Annotated in this window: 20 protein-coding genes; 5 read left to right on the forward strand and 15 right to left on the reverse strand. The window is 41.7% G+C overall.

Annotated elements, in window-relative coordinates; translation table 11 throughout:
* Window positions 1–140: 140 nt before the first annotated feature.
* From AC6H3C_RS17325 to AC6H3C_RS17370, 10 genes are all read right to left on the reverse strand, one after another.
* A complete protein-coding gene (locus AC6H3C_RS17325) occupies window positions 141–1352 on the reverse strand; it encodes a FecR family protein (protein ID WP_497516678.1) in 1212 nt (403 codons plus the stop codon).
* Between the two features lie 70 nt (window positions 1353–1422).
* Window positions 1423–2007 (reverse strand): RNA polymerase sigma factor, encoded by a 585-nt coding sequence (locus AC6H3C_RS17330; protein ID WP_497516679.1) that lies wholly within the window; start codon window positions 2005–2007, stop codon window positions 1423–1425.
* A 495-nt stretch (window positions 2008–2502) separates the two neighbouring features.
* Entirely contained in the window at window positions 2503–3531 is a 1029-nt protein-coding gene (locus AC6H3C_RS17335) for a metallophosphoesterase family protein (protein ID WP_497516680.1), read from the reverse strand.
* A gap of 43 nt (window positions 3532–3574) precedes the next feature.
* Window positions 3575–3922, reverse strand: a complete 348-nt coding sequence (locus AC6H3C_RS17340) for a hypothetical protein (RefSeq protein WP_497516682.1) — start codon at window positions 3920–3922, stop codon at window positions 3575–3577.
* Window positions 3923–3962: 40 nt separating this feature from the next.
* Window positions 3963–4226, reverse strand: a complete 264-nt coding sequence (locus AC6H3C_RS17345) for a hypothetical protein (protein ID WP_497516683.1) — start codon at window positions 4224–4226, stop codon at window positions 3963–3965.
* Window positions 4227–4468: 242 nt separating this feature from the next.
* Window positions 4469–6058 (reverse strand): RagB/SusD family nutrient uptake outer membrane protein, encoded by a 1590-nt coding sequence (locus tag AC6H3C_RS17350; RefSeq protein ID WP_497516684.1) that lies wholly within the window; start codon window positions 6056–6058, stop codon window positions 4469–4471.
* Window positions 6059–6080: 22 nt separating this feature from the next.
* Window positions 6081–6338 carry a hypothetical protein gene (locus AC6H3C_RS17355; protein WP_497516685.1) on the reverse strand — a complete coding sequence of 86 codons (258 nt, stop codon included), beginning with the start codon at window positions 6336–6338 and terminating at the stop codon, window positions 6081–6083.
* A gap of 103 nt (window positions 6339–6441) precedes the next feature.
* Window positions 6442–9588 (reverse strand): SusC/RagA family TonB-linked outer membrane protein, encoded by a 3147-nt coding sequence (locus AC6H3C_RS17360; protein WP_497516686.1) that lies wholly within the window; start codon window positions 9586–9588, stop codon window positions 6442–6444.
* Between the two features lie 87 nt (window positions 9589–9675).
* Complete coding sequence (locus AC6H3C_RS17365) at window positions 9676–10650, reverse strand: FecR family protein (protein WP_497516687.1); 975 nt, start codon at window positions 10648–10650, stop codon at window positions 9676–9678.
* A 156-nt stretch (window positions 10651–10806) separates the two neighbouring features.
* On the reverse strand, window positions 10807–11397 hold the full coding sequence (locus AC6H3C_RS17370; RefSeq protein ID WP_497516688.1) for an RNA polymerase sigma-70 factor: 591 nt from the start codon (window positions 11395–11397) through the stop codon (window positions 10807–10809).
* Window positions 11398–11789: 392 nt separating this feature from the next.
* On the opposite strand from AC6H3C_RS17370, the gene AC6H3C_RS17375 reads away from it, so the two are divergent.
* The 3 genes from AC6H3C_RS17375 to AC6H3C_RS17385 all read left to right on the forward strand — a co-directional run bounded on the left by AC6H3C_RS17375 (window position 11790) and on the right by AC6H3C_RS17385 (window position 13172).
* On the forward strand, window positions 11790–12140 hold the full coding sequence (locus AC6H3C_RS17375) for an MmcQ/YjbR family DNA-binding protein (protein WP_497516689.1): 351 nt from the start codon (window positions 11790–11792) through the stop codon (window positions 12138–12140).
* 68 nt (window positions 12141–12208) lie between these two features.
* On the forward strand, window positions 12209–12592 hold the full coding sequence (locus tag AC6H3C_RS17380) for a DoxX family protein (RefSeq protein ID WP_497516690.1): 384 nt from the start codon (window positions 12209–12211) through the stop codon (window positions 12590–12592).
* Window positions 12593–12605: 13 nt separating this feature from the next.
* Window positions 12606–13172 carry a DUF4256 domain-containing protein gene (locus AC6H3C_RS17385; RefSeq protein ID WP_497516691.1) on the forward strand — a complete coding sequence of 189 codons (567 nt, stop codon included), beginning with the start codon at window positions 12606–12608 and terminating at the stop codon, window positions 13170–13172.
* A gap of 91 nt (window positions 13173–13263) precedes the next feature.
* Here AC6H3C_RS17385 and AC6H3C_RS17390 read toward each other — a convergent pair whose 3' ends face one another.
* The 3 genes from AC6H3C_RS17390 to AC6H3C_RS17400 all read right to left on the reverse strand — a co-directional run bounded on the left by AC6H3C_RS17390 (window position 13264) and on the right by AC6H3C_RS17400 (window position 14455).
* A complete protein-coding gene (locus AC6H3C_RS17390; RefSeq protein ID WP_497516692.1) occupies window positions 13264–13662 on the reverse strand; it encodes a GreA/GreB family elongation factor in 399 nt (132 codons plus the stop codon).
* A gap of 162 nt (window positions 13663–13824) precedes the next feature.
* Complete coding sequence (locus tag AC6H3C_RS17395; RefSeq protein WP_497516693.1) at window positions 13825–14238, reverse strand: GreA/GreB family elongation factor; 414 nt, start codon at window positions 14236–14238, stop codon at window positions 13825–13827.
* Window positions 14239–14308: 70 nt separating this feature from the next.
* On the reverse strand, window positions 14309–14455 hold the full coding sequence (locus AC6H3C_RS17400; protein ID WP_497516695.1) for a hypothetical protein: 147 nt from the start codon (window positions 14453–14455) through the stop codon (window positions 14309–14311).
* A gap of 123 nt (window positions 14456–14578) precedes the next feature.
* Here AC6H3C_RS17400 and AC6H3C_RS17405 point away from each other — a divergent pair, with 123 nt between their 5' ends.
* Both AC6H3C_RS17405 and AC6H3C_RS17410 read left to right on the forward strand, forming a co-directional pair.
* The gene (locus AC6H3C_RS17405) at window positions 14579–15274 is read left to right on the forward strand and encodes a MarR family winged helix-turn-helix transcriptional regulator (protein WP_497516696.1); all 696 of its coding nucleotides are present in this window, start codon (window positions 14579–14581) and stop codon (window positions 15272–15274) included.
* A gap of 22 nt (window positions 15275–15296) precedes the next feature.
* Window positions 15297–15599 (forward strand): hypothetical protein, encoded by a 303-nt coding sequence (locus AC6H3C_RS17410; RefSeq protein WP_497516697.1) that lies wholly within the window; start codon window positions 15297–15299, stop codon window positions 15597–15599.
* Between the two features lie 180 nt (window positions 15600–15779).
* Here AC6H3C_RS17410 and AC6H3C_RS17415 read toward each other — a convergent pair whose 3' ends face one another.
* On the reverse strand, window positions 15780–16340 hold the full coding sequence (locus AC6H3C_RS17415; protein ID WP_497521274.1) for a Fic family protein: 561 nt from the start codon (window positions 16338–16340) through the stop codon (window positions 15780–15782).
* 564 nt (window positions 16341–16904) lie between these two features.
* The gene (gene rsmI, locus AC6H3C_RS17420) at window positions 16905–17576 is read right to left on the reverse strand and encodes a 16S rRNA (cytidine(1402)-2'-O)-methyltransferase (RefSeq protein ID WP_497516698.1); all 672 of its coding nucleotides are present in this window, start codon (window positions 17574–17576) and stop codon (window positions 16905–16907) included.

Consider the following 17576-nt stretch of genomic DNA (forward strand, 5'->3'; position numbering starts at 1 on the left):
CGGTCCGTTTCGTTTTTTTTTCATAGTTTTGCTTAGTTTATTATTAATACCTCTATTAGATAAACGTTGAAAACCGGTGGAGGCCTAATTCCCCCGGTTTTCTTTTTATCGTTATATTTTTAAAATTTACATAGGCGCTGTTATTTAAAAATAATTACACTGTTTTCAGATATTTCATAGTCAATCCTTGCGACTTTCGACAAAACAAGCATCACCTCATTAATGGATTCTTTCAGATCCAGTTTACCGGAAACGGGCAAGGCCTTTGAGAATAAATTTTGTTCATATTTGAAAGTCACATTATAATACCGTTCAATTTTTGTCAGAACTTCTTCAAAATTCTCGTTAGAAAACTGGTACCATCCTTCCACCCAGGCAATATACAATTCCGGCATCAGTTCATTCTCCAGGGTAATGTTCCTCCCGTTTTTAACATAGGTTGCTTTCTGACCGGGAGCCATGACTACTTTGTCGTTAAGAAATCGCCCTTTCCCCAAAACGTTAACACTCCCGTTTAAAAGAACAGTTTCTGCAAAATTATCAGAGGTGTATGCACAAACATTGAATTTTGTACCTAATACTTCCACATTCATCGTACTTGTACTCACAACAAATGGTTTGTGTTCATTCTTTGCCACTTCAAAGTACCCCTCTCCTTCCAGATAAACTTCTCTTTTCTTGCCTGTAAATCGTTGAGGAAATGCAAAACGGGTTCCGGCATTCAACCACACTTTTGTGCCATCTTCCAAAACCAGTTTCGATTTTTTGCCGAAGGGAATAACAACCTCGTTGTATACCGGTTTGTCATTACCGGTTGTTCCGGTTGCCTGGCTGCTTACAATGCTGTCGTTATTAATTTGAATAGCGTCCTGATCTTTTAAAATCGTTATTTCCGATTCATCTTTTTTCAGATTCACTTTCTCGCCGGTCGAAAGAACCAATAACGGAGTCTCTGTGCTTAAACCATTATGATCCGAAGAAAACTGGTAGCAATTCCCGAGTGGATTTGATTTTATATAGATTAAACTCCCAATCGATATAATAAGTAAAAAGGAAGCTGCAATTCCTGTAAAGTTTCTGATTTTCTTTAGTCTGTAGATTCTCTTATAATCTTTATTGAATGTGCTGATGTTTTGCCAAAGTTTTTGCTTTTTATGTTCCTGAAGCGTCGCTCCGGGTGTTTTAAATAAGTCAATTATTTCCCTGGCCCTGAGAATATTTTCGTTAGATTCGGAATGCGATTGAAGGAATTGGGTCCACTCCTCTTCATTTAACGTCTGAACAATGGATATAAAATCCTTGTCTTCCAGCAATTCCTCAACAGAATAATTCAAGTATTTTTTCGAAATCATTTTAATGCCTTATATACTTACAAAAGGCAGGAGAAGTTGTTTTGTGACAAAAAAAATGAGTTTTTTTTTGTCAGGATTTAAACCCTTTAAAAATGAACATAAAATATACCTCCGTGTTCCCCAGTTTTTTCTTTAGCGACTGAATTGCCCTTGAGACTAATTGGCGGGCCGAGTCGTATGATATTGACATGATTTCGCAAATCTGCTCATACTCGAAACAGCAGGTAAATTTGTAATACAAAATCTCACGCTGCTGAGCATTAAGCTTCTGCATTCCTTCCCTGATAAACTGAAGCTTTCGGTTCTGAGATTCGTCTTGAATAAGCTCTTCTTCAACCGAAAAAACGATGTCAGCTTCAATCTCACGACTGGCATTGACCAGACTTTGTTTTTTGGTCCGTTCAAGTTCCCTGATCAGTTTTCGCCTAAATGATTTCACGAGATACAAACGAATATGATCTGTTTCTCCCAACTTTTTTCTATTTCGAATCAAATCGTAAAACAAATCCTGAATGACATCCAGTATCAAATAATCGTCTTTGGAAAACTTTCTGCCATAACAAAATAAAAAATCAATATTTTCATGATAAATATACGAAAGAGCATCATCCTCTTCGTTTTTAAAATTCTCCCATATCTGTTTGTCTTCCTTCATTTAATGAATTTAAACACGAACTGAAAAGTTAGAAATAGTAAAAAAGTTAACGCCCAAAAAACGCCACACAAAAATCTGACTATAAATTAATGCTAACTTGCTGTATCTGTTTCGCTCATAAAAGTAACATATCCTCCGATATCTTCAAACTCAACAGACCTGAATAAATGTGAATCGAATTAATGAAAGTGATGCAATAGACGGCAAGCCTGATTCAATTTTGATTAATGAATCATGCGCCCTTTGGAAGAAAAACCGGAGATATTTAACCGTACTTTTTTAATCGCCGGAAAGTCGCTGTAAGAAGTAAATTATTTTCTTGCCGGAATTGTAGTTCGCAGGTTTTGTCATTGAGCATTTGATCATCCACAGCGTAATTGTTGAATGCGATAAAGATATTATTCTTTGAATGGCCAACATGCCGGAGCAACGATGGTCTCCGGTATTCTGTAAGGGCTTCACCCAACGTGAAGCCCCGGCTTTTTGAATCGATTCCTAGTTTTCAGAAAACGATTCGGGAAAAGTGACAACGTTTTGACGGCTTCGATCGGCTGCCGGTTCCCAGATGTCTTTGTCGCGGTCACATTCGTACCATTTCAGGGTCCAGGTGTCAAATTTCCGTTCGCCTTCATAAAGTTCGATGACACGCCCTCCTTTGCCTATACTCCCGTAGGTTTGCCTGCCCGATGATTGTCCGTAGGCCATACAAATGCCACGCAAACTGCCGATATAATTGTTGTTGTGGTCGTGCCCGACAAACATTCCCATCACATCTTTACTTTCGAGAAAAGCCAGGTACATCCCCGAATTGATATCTGGTGAGCAAACCTTTTCGATCTGGCTGCCAACAGTAGTTGGCTTGCCCACCACTTCCTTGTATTCGGGCAGCGGAATATGAAAAAAAGCCAGCGCCGGAAAAGGATTTCCCCCGTTTTTCTTTGTAAAACCGGCACTTTGCTCACGATACCAGCTTACCTGGCTGTGGTCAATCCATTCGTAGTCTCCTTTGTCGGTTTTGGGTTTAAACCCGGAGTGAGTATCCAAAAAATAGAGTAAAGCCGATGTTTTTGAAGATCCGGATGACTGAATCTTTAGCACATAGTTTCCGTTTCCTGCAACATTTTTGGTGCCATTCACCGACAAACTGTAAGGCTTTTTGGCAAGCAGTTCCATGATTTGTTTGCCATTGAGTTCAGCTTCGACATCATGGTTTCCTAAAACCACTGCCCACGGAACTTTTAAACTGACAACGGCATCTGAAAATGTTTCCCAGGCTTTTGCCGTGCTGGCCGAAGTAACCACATCGCCGGTAAACACAACCAGGTCTGGCTTTTCGGCGATAACCATATTTTTCACCATCACCAAAACACTATCCGAACGATACGAATCGCCTCTGAAATGTAAATCAGTAAACTGCATGATTCTGAATTTTTTGTCTGCGTTGAACTTTAACACAGGCGTTTGAGCCGGGGTTGTGAATACTGCCAAAAGCATCAGTCCCGTCAAGTAAAAGAATTTTTTCATTTTTTCGAATTTATTGAATATTAAAATTTTGATTATCTATTATTTAAACCTCAATTTTCGACAACGTTTCATTCCAGTTATTTTTCAGGTTTTGCCGAATGGATTCAAAATCGAAATGCGGAATCCCGGTATCAAAATTTTTACGCGCCTTCTCAATGCTCACAAACGAAGTTCCGATTTTCACCCTCACCTGTTCGCCCTTGTTTACCTTGAATGAAAAATAAGCTCCGAGATTGGGTTGATTCTTCAATTCATTTGTTCCGTAGCTAACCCGAGCTTGGGTGTAAACGCCGTAAGAATCGGCATCTTTCTCCGGTATTTTTCCAAGAATTCGACAAGCTGCCAGAAAAACCAGTTGAATATACGTGATGAAACGATTTTTTTTAAGCATGTATAAGTTTTTGAAGGTTTTTCTTTAATCTATCCACCGATTATTCTTTAGACCGATCTGCTGAAAAGGGATAGGAGGAGCTCTTCAAAATAAACCGGGCAAGCTGCTTCGCCTTTTCAAGGCTTTTTAGAGGCGCATCCGCAGTCCCCTGATTATTGTCGTTACCTTTTGGGGAGATAAGAATTTCGATTTTATTGGATTTCCCGGATCCTGAACGGTATCCGAAAGCTGCCCCAACTCTCAGAAAAACAACTAACAAGATGACGACTCCCAAAAGAAAGTTTGTACCTGAAAATATTCTCATTTTCTTATAAATTGTCAATTTTAGACCTAACCAATATAACTTTCTTAAATTCCTATCCTTATCACATCAGCAAGTTAGTTCTTTTGCCTGCCTAAGAAAAATTGTTTCCAAAATAGTTCAGGAAAGGAACAGAAAAAACCTTACAACAATTACTGCCCGGGATGAGTTGTTGGATGAGACATTAAAAAGAACGAGGCGGCCATTTTCATTGGAGCCTCGTTCTCTTTTCCACCACGGCAACATTATTTATTATATGCCTGATTTTGTTGCTGTTCAACGATTGGAACCTGCCAATAATAATCGGAATACGGAGGTTGGATCGGAGAAAACTTACCTGGATCCCGGTCTCCAATACCAATAGGTAATCGCAAGCCAATTAAATAATAGGTACGATCGCCATTTTCACCGGCCAATTCTTTAATCCGCTCGTTATGAATATCATTCGCAGTAAGAACAGAGGCATCAATATCCGCTAATCCTGCGCGCCGCCTGACGACATTGACATCTGCTGCTGCCCCGATCTTGTCGCTTGCATTGAACCGGAGAATTGCACGGGTAAGATACACCTCGGCAAGGCGGATACACGGACGGTTGGCGTAACGATTGGCCGATGTTCCGTTAGCAGCACGGAAATATTTGTCCAGCCACACATGCGGTTCTTCTATCTGACAAGACGAGTTCGGGTCGCCGTTGGGTTGACCGTATGGTTCGTATCGGCGCCACGTTTGACGGTACCTTTTATCATTACGGGCTTCTTCCGTTTCGGTATAATCTCCGTTCTTTCCGTCAACCATCCATCCGATTTGTTTGAGTGTGGAATAACTCATGGTAAAGGTGGAATAATTCCCGGTTCGGACTCCGTTATAGATGTTTTTTCCAAAAATACCCGGAATGCGGTCAAACTCACTTGTTGAAGTATTAAAGGCTATTTCCCAGATGATTTCCCGGCCAATCTCAGTTCCTGTCCGGTTAAAAGCAGCAATAGGATCTTGTGACAAATCGTATAACCCGCCACTCTTTGCTCCGTTTTCAATGATATAATCACATTCCGCCTTCGCTTTCTCGTGTTCGCCCATCATAAAATAGGTCCGGCACAACATGGCTGAAGCAGCAAATTTGTTGGCGCGACTACGGCCTTCTCCTTCCACGTAATTTTCAGAAAGTAGTTTTTTGGCTTCTTCCAAATCTTCCCGGATGCTTTTCCAAACCTCGGCTACCGAACCAAGGGGGGCATTCTTTAACTCTGCGGCATTACTGACATACGACCGGCGCAATACAAAATACCGTCCTTCGTTGCTTCCCTGCGGATCGAAAGGTGGCGCATACAAGCGGGCCAGATACCAATAAGCCACAGCGCGCATAAAAAGCAATTCTCCTTTGAAACGTTTCACCTTTTCCCGGTCTGCCGGCACCATTCCTTCAAACGGGTCGACACCTTTTGCTTCAGCGTCGTTTATCAACTGCAATGGCGCATTGGTTGCCGTAACCATGGTATATAATGCCGGGAAAACGTTATAGACTTCTTTATCAGGCAACACGCTGTTATATTGCCGGTTATAATACTGTACGGCATAATTGTTCCCTTGCTGGGCTTTGGTAAGAAACTGAGGAATATCGGATTGTGCAAACTGCACTAAAGACAATGTACCCAGCGGGTTAAACCACGGCTCCATCTCTGTCATGTATCGGTAAGGTTCACGCACGGCCAATTCCAGTTCCGAAGCATTCAACCACGGAAACATACTGGGCCGGTCCAACTCGAAATAGTCCTCGCAGCCCCATCCTGCAAACAACAGCATAAGGACGAAATAAAATTTAACTATATTTTTCATTGTACTTCCAATTTATGATCGTTTAGAATTTAGCATTGACACCAATAGAATAGATTTTTGCCTGCGGCAAATCTTTAAATACTACCACACTACTGGAAGAATTTCGACCAATCTCCACTTCGGGGTCATATCCAGTGAATCTGGTAGAAGTAAATAAGTTGGTTCCATTCAGGTAGATACGAACACTTTTCATACGGATAGACCTGGTGAGGTTCTCCGGAAGCTTATAACCGATTTGCAGGCTTTTCAACCGAAGATAATCTCCTTTTTCAAGATACATGCTATTGGGTGTTTGGTTTTCGCTTGCATATTTAACAGGAACGTCCGTCGGGTTGCCATTGTCGTCGTAAAAATAGCTGACAGCGTAAGTTGTTTGAGGCCATTTAGCGTTGTCTCCCGGGGTTCTGCCAAGTATCAGTGAGCAAGTCTTTCGACAGGGTAAGCAAACCTGTATTGGGGGTCATAATACTCTGCCGCAGCCGGTTATAGATATAATGTCCGCCTGCAAATGACCAGAGCATGTTCATGTCGAACATTTTATAAGAAAACACCGTGTTGAGCCCGCCGAAGAATTTTGGTATGGAAGTTTTACCATCCAGTATCATTCTGTTTTTGTTAATATTATTCTCAGTTCCCGGAATAATATTGCCGGTATGTTTGGTTGACCCGTCTTCCTGTACGGCTACTTCATAAATCATTGGAATACCTTTTTCCGTGTCCACTCCGGCAAATTCTGCCATATACCAGTTCCCAATCGGCAAACCTTTTCTTGTAATGGTCCGGTGGTTGCTGTCGGCATCGGCTTCGGGCTCAATGCCTGCCCCGTTTTTGTCGGATTCGGGATCCAGTGCAAGTACCATATTCTTGTTCGTAGAAACGTTACCTCCCACGCTCCACCTGAAATTTTTATTATTGATTATCACGGCATCCATGTTAAATTCGATCCCGTAGTTTTCCATTTTTCCAACATTTTGCCAGATATAGTTACCTCCCCTGATTCCGGCCGATTCGGGCAATGGCACCTTCATCAACATGTCGGTTATTTCCTGTCTGTAATAACCCCCAGAGCCGTTTATCCTGTTTTGCAATAACCCGAAATCAAATCCGGCATCTACCGAAGTAGTCGTTTCCCAACGGATGTGCTTATTTCCCAGGGTGCCGAGCGTACTGCTGTTGAATCCCATGTGCGAGGATGAACCTGAAGTGATTGACCACACATCGTTTGTAATCCCGGTTGGTACGTTCGTGTTTCCGGTTTGGCCGAAACTCCCTCTCAATTTAAGCAGATTGATCGCTTCAATATTGAAGAAATTTTCTTCAGAAATAATCCATCCCAAGGAGCCCGATACAAATGTCGTCCAACGGTTTTCGTCGATAAACCTGGAAATACCGTCCCTTCTCATACTGAATCCGGCGTAATATTTATTTTTAAAATTGTAGTTAACCCGGCTGAAAATCCCCATCAAATAAGACTCGCCGCCCAGCTTACTGCTTCCCGACAAGGTTGTCGGAGTGCCAATTTCATGAAAAATACCTACCAAGCCGTCGCCTCTCAATAAAGTAGTGTGAACATTCGACCGGGTACCTTCCACCCCGGCTACAAGATTCAGAGAGTGTATATCCCTGATGTTTAAATTATAGCTGAGATAACTGTTATAATTTAATATCGCCGTTTGAATCTTGCTTTCCTGTGCTACCGCACCCAGTTCCCTTACATTTCTACTGATCCACGAAAGACCTTTGCTGTTTACGTAGTTCATCCCCAATTCGCCCTTCATAAACAATCCTTTCACAGGCAATTTCAACGAGGCATTCAGCCCGGTGATCACGTTTACCGATTTCAGATTACTTTCAGAATTACGCGAATCAATACCGGCAAGTGCATTGGTGTAGGACTGCGAATTCCAATACCCGTTAATTCCGTCGGGATCGTACACTTTCATCCAGGGCAGGGAATTTGAGTTCACCTGCGCCCAACCCCCTGCTCCTTGTTTGCCATCGCTTGATTTTACGCGGTTATTGTCGGTGTAAGAGATAATGGCTTTATATCCCAGGTCGAGTATGTCCAGTGCTTTATAATTCAGGTTGACATTGGATGATACGGTTTGTAAGTCGCTGAATTTGATGATGCTGTTATCTTTCCGATAATTCATCGACAAATAGGAAGTCACTTTCCCCGATCCATTGCTGGCAGCAAGCCGTGCATCAAAAAAACTTCCTAAACGACTAACCACATCTGCCCAATCGGTGTTGGTATTAAGCGCCTCTTCCCGCGTCATAGAAGTTGCTACATTATCCAACTGTCCAAGACTCTGTATCGGTTCGTACAGTCCGTTCATCCGGCTGTTTTTTCTCACTAAGTCCATGATAGCCACATACTCCGGACCGGTTGCCAGTCCAATATCGGATTTGGTCCAGTTACTTACGCCGCTACTGATATCAATGTCGAAAGTATTTATCCCATCCTTTCCCAGTTTGGTGGTTACTACGATCACACCATTGGAACCTCTCGATCCGTAAATTGAAGTCGCGGCAGCATCTTTTAATACCTGAATGGATTCAATGTCAGAGGGATTGATCATCGAAAGAATGTTTTGACTGGTCTCACCGTTATAACTTTGGTCGAGTGTTCCGCTGGTAACCGGTATTCCGTCGATAATCCACAGCGGGTCAGTGCCCGATGATATTGAATTGATACCCCGGACCTTCACCTGAACCGGCGCCCCGGGAACACCAGAAGAAGTAACGGTAACCCCCGACGTAATTCCCTGCAAAGCAGCATCCATCGATACAGGTTGGGTTTTTTGGATATCTTCTGCGTTTAATGTTGCTATGGATCCGAGAAAGTCCCTTTTTTTCATCGTTCCGTAACCAATCGCAACAACCTCCTCAATCCCAAGCGTTTCTTCAGCCATAATGACGTTAACACTCGTTTTTCCCGCAACTGCTATTTCCTGCGTCCTCATTCCCACAAACGAAAAGACCAACACATCATCTGCCTCAACATTCGGAAGTGAATAACTTCCGTTGGCATCCGTAATCATTCCCTGCGCGGTCCCTTTTATCGCGATTGTCACTCCCGGCAGCGGAGCGCCGGCGGAGTCGGTAACTTTGCCGGAGATCTCCTTTTGTTGCAGTGCATTGTTCCCGAATTTTTCATTTTCAGAAAGGATGACCATCCGTCCTTTGATCGAATATTGGATATCGGTTTTGTTAAAAATGTTGTCCAAAATTGTAGTAACCGACTCATTTTCGAAAAGAACTGAAACTTTCCGGTTCAGATCAAGGTATTCGGAGCTAAATGCAAAACGAAATTCGCTTTGATCCTCGATAGCCCCCAAAATTTCTTTTAAACTTACGTTTTTGTAATCCAGGTTCAGCTTCGAGTTTTGGCTGTACACGCTGGCCCCCGCAGAAAACAAACCTACTAAAATGAAAAGCACACACAGCTTCATAATGATTAAAATTTTTCGCATCTGCCGCCAGATGCCAGGGACATACCATCCCCTTGTTTTACAATCTTTTTTCATAAATTTGTGTTTGTAGATTAATAAATTCTCTTCATTTGCCGTGAAGAGTATTATTTGACAGGAAAGTGTTGTCGCACTTTCCTGTTTTTATTTCTTCCTCAAATAAATCACTTCTCCTTCCTGATAAGCCTTCGCCTGTGCAATAGCCAGCAACATCTCCAACACATCTTCAAAATCTTCATTTTTGATTGAAAAAGTCACTTTATAATCTTCCAGCCCTTTTTCCAAAACAATTTGTTGATTATACCTTTTCTGCAACTTTGCCACCGCATCCGTCAACGGCTGATCATAAATATGGATGATTCCGTCGCGCCACGAAGTGTACCTTTCGGCCACAACTTCGCTGATTTTGAAGTTATTCTCTTGCTTATCGTACACCATCATTTCGTTTGGGCGCAGGCTTGCAAATACATTTTTGCTGTCTTTGCCGGTTAACCCAACCGAACCTTCCACCAGAATGACACTGATTTCCCGTTCATCAGGATAAGTTTCAGCAGTAAAACGGGTGCCCATAACTTTTACGTTAATTTCGCCGCACGAAACCACCAACGGGAGGTCGCGGTTTTTGGTCACATCAAAATAAGCCTGCCCGGTCAATTGGACATCCCGGTTTTTTATGCCGAACTGGTTATTGTAGGTGATGCTCGAACCGGAATTCAGCCATACTACCGACTGGTCGGGAAGCAGCGCTTTTGATATCTGTCCGTTTTCAGCTACAAGGGTGTTGTAAGTAAGCGGTTGTTTAACTGTTTTTCCGTTATACAAATAGAGGCCACCCAAAGTGATAGCGAGTAAAAGGATAGCAGCATATTTGTAAAAATGCTGGACGAATTTTAGTTTGCTGATCTCCAGCGCCCGCTCATTCAATATTTTCGATTTGAACTTATCGAGTTCCAGCAAGGTATACGCAGGGAAGTTCGGTGCATCCGGATTCGCTTTCCATTCGCTTTTAATTCGTTTATATTCTGACCGGTTTTCCTGCCTGTCAAGCCACGAAATCAAGCCGAGCATTTCATCGCGTGATGCTTTGCCTTCCAGGTAATTTTTGATTGGTATTTTCATCCTTTATCGGTTTTCAGAATGGAGTACAACCATTTTTGAAAAACCCTACCGGAATTTGGAAAAAAATCAAATTTCAGATTCAAAATTCCAAACTTAAAACCTGGAACCAAATAAAAATCTGTTTGTAAATGTTGATCGGATTAACGACCTAAGCGTCTATTGAAGCAGCAAACAAAACAGGACAGAAAGTGAGACGAATCGTTTCTCGAGTTTCAATTTTAGTTCGAGTTTAGCCTCATGCAGGTGTTTCTCAACCGTTTTTACAGAAATTCCCAATTCGCCGGCAATCTCTTTTTGCTTAAGCCCCTGGATTTTATTTTTGATAAAAATTTCTTTCTTCCTTTCGGGCAATTCGTCAATGGCCTGTTTGAGCGCTTCGATCAGTTGCTCTTCAAGAGCCGGTTCTTTTCGCTCGGTAAAATCGATTTGATACAAATATTGTAATTCATTAATTGTCAGATCTTCATGAAAATAATCAACATAGTGCCGCGAATGTTCTTTCAAATAATTCAGGCACCTGTTTCGGAGAGAAACAAAAAGCAAACTTTCTACCGATTTGTGGAGATCAATCTTTTCCCTGTTTTTCCAGATGGCAAAAAAAATTTCCTGAACGATATCTTCCGCCTCAGTGTTGTTTTTTACAAATAACCGGCAATAACCCATCAGCCGGGGATGAGTTTGTTTAAACAACACGGAAAATGATTCCGCATCGCCTTTTCTGAGTTTATCGTTGAAAAGCTCGGTCATTCAATTCAAATCAGTGCTTACAAAGAACTTAAATAAAACGATAATCTCAAATTAAAAATTAATCACATTTGATCAATTTAAAGCGGAACGGACACTTGTTTCTTTGTCCTGTTTTTCATTCAGTTTGTACAGGGGAAAACAGCCAGATTTCTCAAATGTGTCCAAGTCGAATTAACCTGACAGTCAGGTTAGTTTTGTGATTTGTAAACACTTTATTCATAACAGTTGTTATTTTAATTGTTGCCAGATAAATACCATAAAAATAAAAAAATCAATTAACCGGTTGTTTGCAGATCGTCGAGGTGGAATAATTCTGTACGAAGGAATTTTTCCGTCGTCGGGAACAGGGCTTACTTTTTCAGTCCATTAGTCAGAAAAAATTTTAAGAGAATATGGTAACTATAGATACATTCAGAAAAATTGCACTTTCGTTTCCGGAGGTTATAGAAAAACCGCATTTTGATAAAACATCTTTCAGGGTGAAAAAGAAAATCTTTGCAACCTATGACAAAAAAAATAAACGGGCCTGTATTAAGTTGTCAGAAGTTGATCAAAGTGTTTTTTGTTCCATTGGCAAAACTGTCATCTTTCCGGTAGATAATAAATGGGGCAAACAAGGCTGGACACTTATTGAAATAAGTAAAGTCCATAAAGATTTGTTTATTGACGCATTGACAACCTCGTATTGCGAAGTAGCGCCTAAAAGGCTTACTGACCAAATCAGACCAAATGGAGCCGGATAAAGAAAAAATAATGCCTCCGGTAAATCAACTACCCCACCAGATGAACAGGATTTAACAAATAACATACAATGACAAAACGAAACAAAATTATTTATTGGATTGCTACGGCGTGGCTGGCATTGGGCATGCTGTCCACCGGAATCGTACAGCTTATCAGAATGCCCGAAGAAGTCAGTGTAATAACCAATTTAGGCTATCCGGTCTATATTTTAACCATCCTGGGCGTATGGAAAATATTGGGAGTGGCAGCCGTGCTTCTGCCTAAATTTCCTTTAGTAAAAGAATGGGCCTATGCCGGCTTCTTCTTCGCCATGTCGGGCGCGGTATTTTCACATATTGCCGGTGGAAGTGAAGCCAACGAATTTTTCGGTCCGCTCTTATTACTGGTTTTAACTGCTGTATCGTGGTATTTCAGGCCCACAAGCCGAAAAATCATTTCAGTTAATCCATAAAAATCGGAATGACATGAACAGCACAAAGAAGCAATTGACGCCGGAACAATGCGGAGAATTACTCGGCGTTTTGAAAACCAGGTTTGAAAAAAACAGGAATCGCCACCAAGGATTGGAATGGACTCTGATACAGGCAAAACTGGAAGCCGATACCAAAAAACTGTGGTCGCTTTATGAAATGGAAAAAACCGGCGGTGAACCGGATGTGGTTGGCCAGGACCAAAAAACAGGCGAATACATTTTTTACGACTGTTCGGCTGAAAGTCCGAAAAGCCGGCGAAGCCTTTGTTACGACCGCGAAGCGCTGGAGTCGAGAAAAGAGCATAAACCAAAAAACAGTGCGGTGGATCTGGCAGCCGAGATGGGCATTGAACTTTTAACGGAAGAACAATACCGTGAGCTGCAGCAACTTGGAAACTTCGACACAAAAACGTCGAGCTGGGTAAAAACGCCTGCTGATATCCGGAAACTGGGCGGGGCCCTCTTTTGCGACCGCCGCTACAACCAGGTATTCGTGTACCATAACGGCGCCGATTCTTATTATGCCGTCAGGGGATTCCGCGGTTTGTTAAGAGTCTGAATCTTACACAAACAGAAAGTTTGAAACAGCACAGACCCCAAAAAAAACCGGCAGGTCATTTCAAATCACCTGCCGGTTAAAAGTCTGCACCTTACCGATAAGTATTTACTTCAGGCTGAAACGGAATCCCGGTAATCAAAAGTCGGTTGTTTGTTTTCCAGGTGTCATAACTGAGCTCCTCGCCAACACGCTTCAGGAAAACAGCTACGCCAAGCTCCGAAAAAACGGAAACTTTGGTTTCCCTGACATTCGCGTATTCGGGATAAACCAGTTGAATGCAAAAGTCCATCGCTATCGGCTCGGTCCGATGAAGCTGCACAAAAGAGTTCATCGTCACCAGATCTCGTGGAACCTCGCACGGCTGAATCTGATCAGCAGCCAGCAAATTTGCTTTCAGCTGCCGGATGTACCTGAAATTGGTTGAATAGCGGCCCTCCACGATACGGATTCGTTTCATGAGCTCATTAAAATCGGTAACCGGAACAAGCATCTACTTTCTCGTTTTTCGCGTGAGTACTTTCTCCGCATCACGCTTTTGTTTCTTCTCGTCCCTTTTTTCTTTCAGACTCTTTTTAGGCTCCTTCAAGCCAACACTTTTCTTTGCCATAACTTTTTAGTTTTAAAAATCAGACATGATATTACCAGCGCCGTTTCAGACCGGGTCAGCCGGCCGGATTTCGTCCTGGTACAAAATATTTTTGATTTCCATACGCTTAATTCCCCGGGGGACTTCAAATGCCACGATGCTCCCCGACCGGTACCCCAGTAAGGCCGCGCCCAGAGGCGACAACACGGAAATGTTTCCTTTTCTGAAATCGGCATCTCCGGGGTAAACAAGTTTCACCCGCATGGACTTACCGGTATCCAGGTCGACAATTTCGACCCGCGAGTTCATGCTAACAAAATCAGGGATAAGCTGTTCCGCAGAAACTTTTTGAGCCCGCTTCAACTCGGCCCCCAAAAACGAGAGGTTCTTGTCGTCTGTGATTTTCAGATTTCTTTCTGAATTAATCAAACCACATAAACGGATGTAGTCTGATTCTGTAATTTGGATGTTGTCTTTCATATAAAATGGATTAATGATTTAAAAAAGAATGAAATGATTGAGCTGAGAAAAATGAGTTGGGGAAAAGCGCTTAGGAATATCTTCCCGAAAGGTTACGCTCCTGTGCACCCATGCCTTCAACCAGCCTCAAGCCGAAAACTTTCGGCAGGCAGTTGTAAACCGGGAACCAAACGATCGATTGGTTCCCGGCTTCAACTATCTTTGTATGGCTAAACATGAGCTGGTACATATAACGCTATGGTAAAAACAAGCAACAAATAAAGTCGTTAACGATACATATTACATCGTATCCGATACAATATTAATCATTTTTTTGTATTTTCACAAAAACCACTGCTGAATGAAAAATAAGTATGCTATTTTAAAACAGGTTATCGATTTATATGAAGACTACGAACTGGAAGCAAAACAATTAAGCCTGTTGGATTTTTCGCATTGGATGATTCAAAAACTAACTGAAGAACCGGAGCTGGATCAGAAAGTAAAACCCGAAAAATATCCGGGGCAGCAGCAGTCTTCCCCCTTATTTAAACAGTTCAACGAAAAAACGCGTTTTCTCGAATCGGTATCGCGCATTGCCCGGTATCATGAATTTTATACCCGGAAAGCCCTAAAAGACCTGGTTATTAATACCCGTTTGGAATTTCTGTTTATGCAAACCGTCCAGCTGATGGAAAAAGCAAAAAAAACCGACCTGATCAGCCTATATAACCTGGAATATACCACCGGAATGGATACCATCAGGCGACTGATTAACAACGGGTTGATAGACGAAGTCCAGGATGAATCGGACAAAAGGGCAAAACTGCTGGCGCTTACGTCAAAAGGAGAAGAGACGCTTTTGCAGGCAAAAAAGAACATGGTTGAAGAAAACGTTTTGTTTTTTGCCGCTATCAACGACAACAAGTGGAAGAAAATATTACCGGTACTGGAAGAGATCGATGATTTTCATAGCAGCATCTATAAAAACCACGGTAGCAAACCTTTTGCCGAATTGGCAAACCTGATGGATTCGTTGAAATATTTATACAAATAAGATCACTAACACAAACCCGATTATGATGAAAAGAGTAAAACGATTCGGAGTTTTCCAGACTTCAAAAGTAGCAGCCATTATTTTATTCGCCATTGCATTCATCTTCATGTTACCAATCAGCCTGATTAGCGGATTGGCCGGCAACAGCGCCTTCTCCGGCTTTCCGTTTGGCGGAGGTTTTTTCTTCATCCTTTTCCCGGTACTATATGGGGTCATGGGTTTCATCATGACGGCCATCGGTTGTGCCATTTATAATTTAATTGCCCAATGGACAGGTGGTATCGAGATTGAGGTTGAACTTGTGGACGAGTCTCAGGAAAATTAAACGCGACCTCAAAAGAAGCGCCGTCGTCTGAACTTGTTTCAGCATCGGTTGCCATTTGCCGCCCCGACGGACGAAGCGTGAAGCCAGATCAATCATCCCGAAAACTCATTTGTATTATCCGGGAAATCCGTTTCGATTATGCGGGAAACTCATTTGTATTTTGCGGAAAATGCAATCGTATTATCCGGTTATTCTGAAGAACCCTGTAGCTGACGAAATTTCTCTAAAATTCTTCAAGTATTCTTTTCGTGTAAAGTAATCGTTTTTGACAATTGATTTGAATAAATTAATCCTGTCAATATTTGTTATGCTAACATTCTGAATATTCAATAATTCTTCCAACGATTCAAGAATTATTTCAAGCATAAATTCGATGAATACTGTTAATTCACCTGTATTATCCAATTTATCAAGTGTTTCATAATACTGTTCCTGCCTTTCTTTTATTAAAGTCTCGATTGGTAAAAATTCAAAAACAGGATAAGAGTCTTTTAAAATTAGTGTTTGCCATAATCTCCCCATTCTCCCATTCCCGTCAATAAATGGGTGGATAAATTCCATTTCATAGTGAAAAACGCAACTCTTTATTAAAACTAAATCATCATCATTTTTAAAATAGTCAAACAAGTCATTCATTAAAGGTTTGAGCATTTCACAAGGTGGAGCAATTTGAGCAACTTCTGAGCCTTTACAATTGGGGAAATCGCTTTTAAACTTATATGAGATATTCCACCCTTTAATGACTGGCCTGAATTAACCACCTCCCGAAAAGATGCTTACAGCAGTCCTGTAAAAAGGATCGTGCAGTCAATCGTTCAAACAAAAATTGTGAAACCTTATTTTTTTTCTGAAAACCTTAGTAACCGGGATATAACATAAAACCTTAACCTTATTTAGCTTATACCGAACGTGAGCAAATTTATTTCCAGCTCCTATTATAAATGTACCTAATGTCTTACCGTGAATAATTAGGATACCATTCTTTTTAGTTTCCTTTTCCTGAACGCAAAGGGCAATATCTAAAACTTTGTCACCATTAATGTCTGATCCAAGATAGAATGGATTTAGTTTTCCTGTCACAACGAGTGATCTGTCACATTTTATTTGTGCTGTGATAAGCATAAGCCCGTCAGGAAGACTTTGTCTCGAATCAAAATTTTCAAATTCTATGTCTTGTGCTTTTGTCAGATTACAGAAGAACACGATGAATATTACGAATTTTATATCAACCTTATTAAATATGACTATTTTGAGTCTTTGTGTCTTCGTGTTTGAATCGTATTTTTAAGACATTTTAGAGAGTTCCTATAGCTTTCCTTCCAAAACGATGACAATTTCCCCTTTGATGGTTTTTGCCTTAAAATGTTCCAGCACATCAGCGAGTTTTCCCCTAAAATTTTCTTCGTACAATTTAGATAATTCGCGTGAAACAGAAACCTGCCGGTCTGTGCCAAAAAATTCGCAGAATTGCTCCAGTGTTTTGATCAACCGGTAAGGCGATTCGTAGAAAATCATGGTCCTTTCCTCATCCTGCAATGATTGCAGTTTCTTTTGGCGGCCCTTTTTCACCGGCAAAAAACCTTCGAAACAAAAGCGGTCTGATGGCAGGCCCGAATTAACCAGGGCGGGGATCAGGGCTGTTGCACCGGGAAGGCATTCTACCTCAATCCCGTTTTCGAGGCAGTTTTTCACCAGCAAATAACCGGGATCGCTGATCCCCGGGGTGCCGGCATCCGAAATCAGGGCAATGTTTTCGCCGGCTTCAATGCGCCGGGCAATATTTCCGGCCGTTTGGTGCTCGTTGAACTTATGGTGCGAGCTCAGTTTATTTTGTATATCGAAATGATGGAGCAGTTTGGATGAGGTACGCGTGTCTTCAGCCAGAATCAGGTCAACCAACTTCAGTATTTTAACGGCCCGGAAGGTCATGTCGTCCAGGTTCCCGATCGGGGTGGGGACCAAATATAATTTTGCCAT

Source organism: Gaoshiqia sp. US2 (assembly GCF_059705485.1).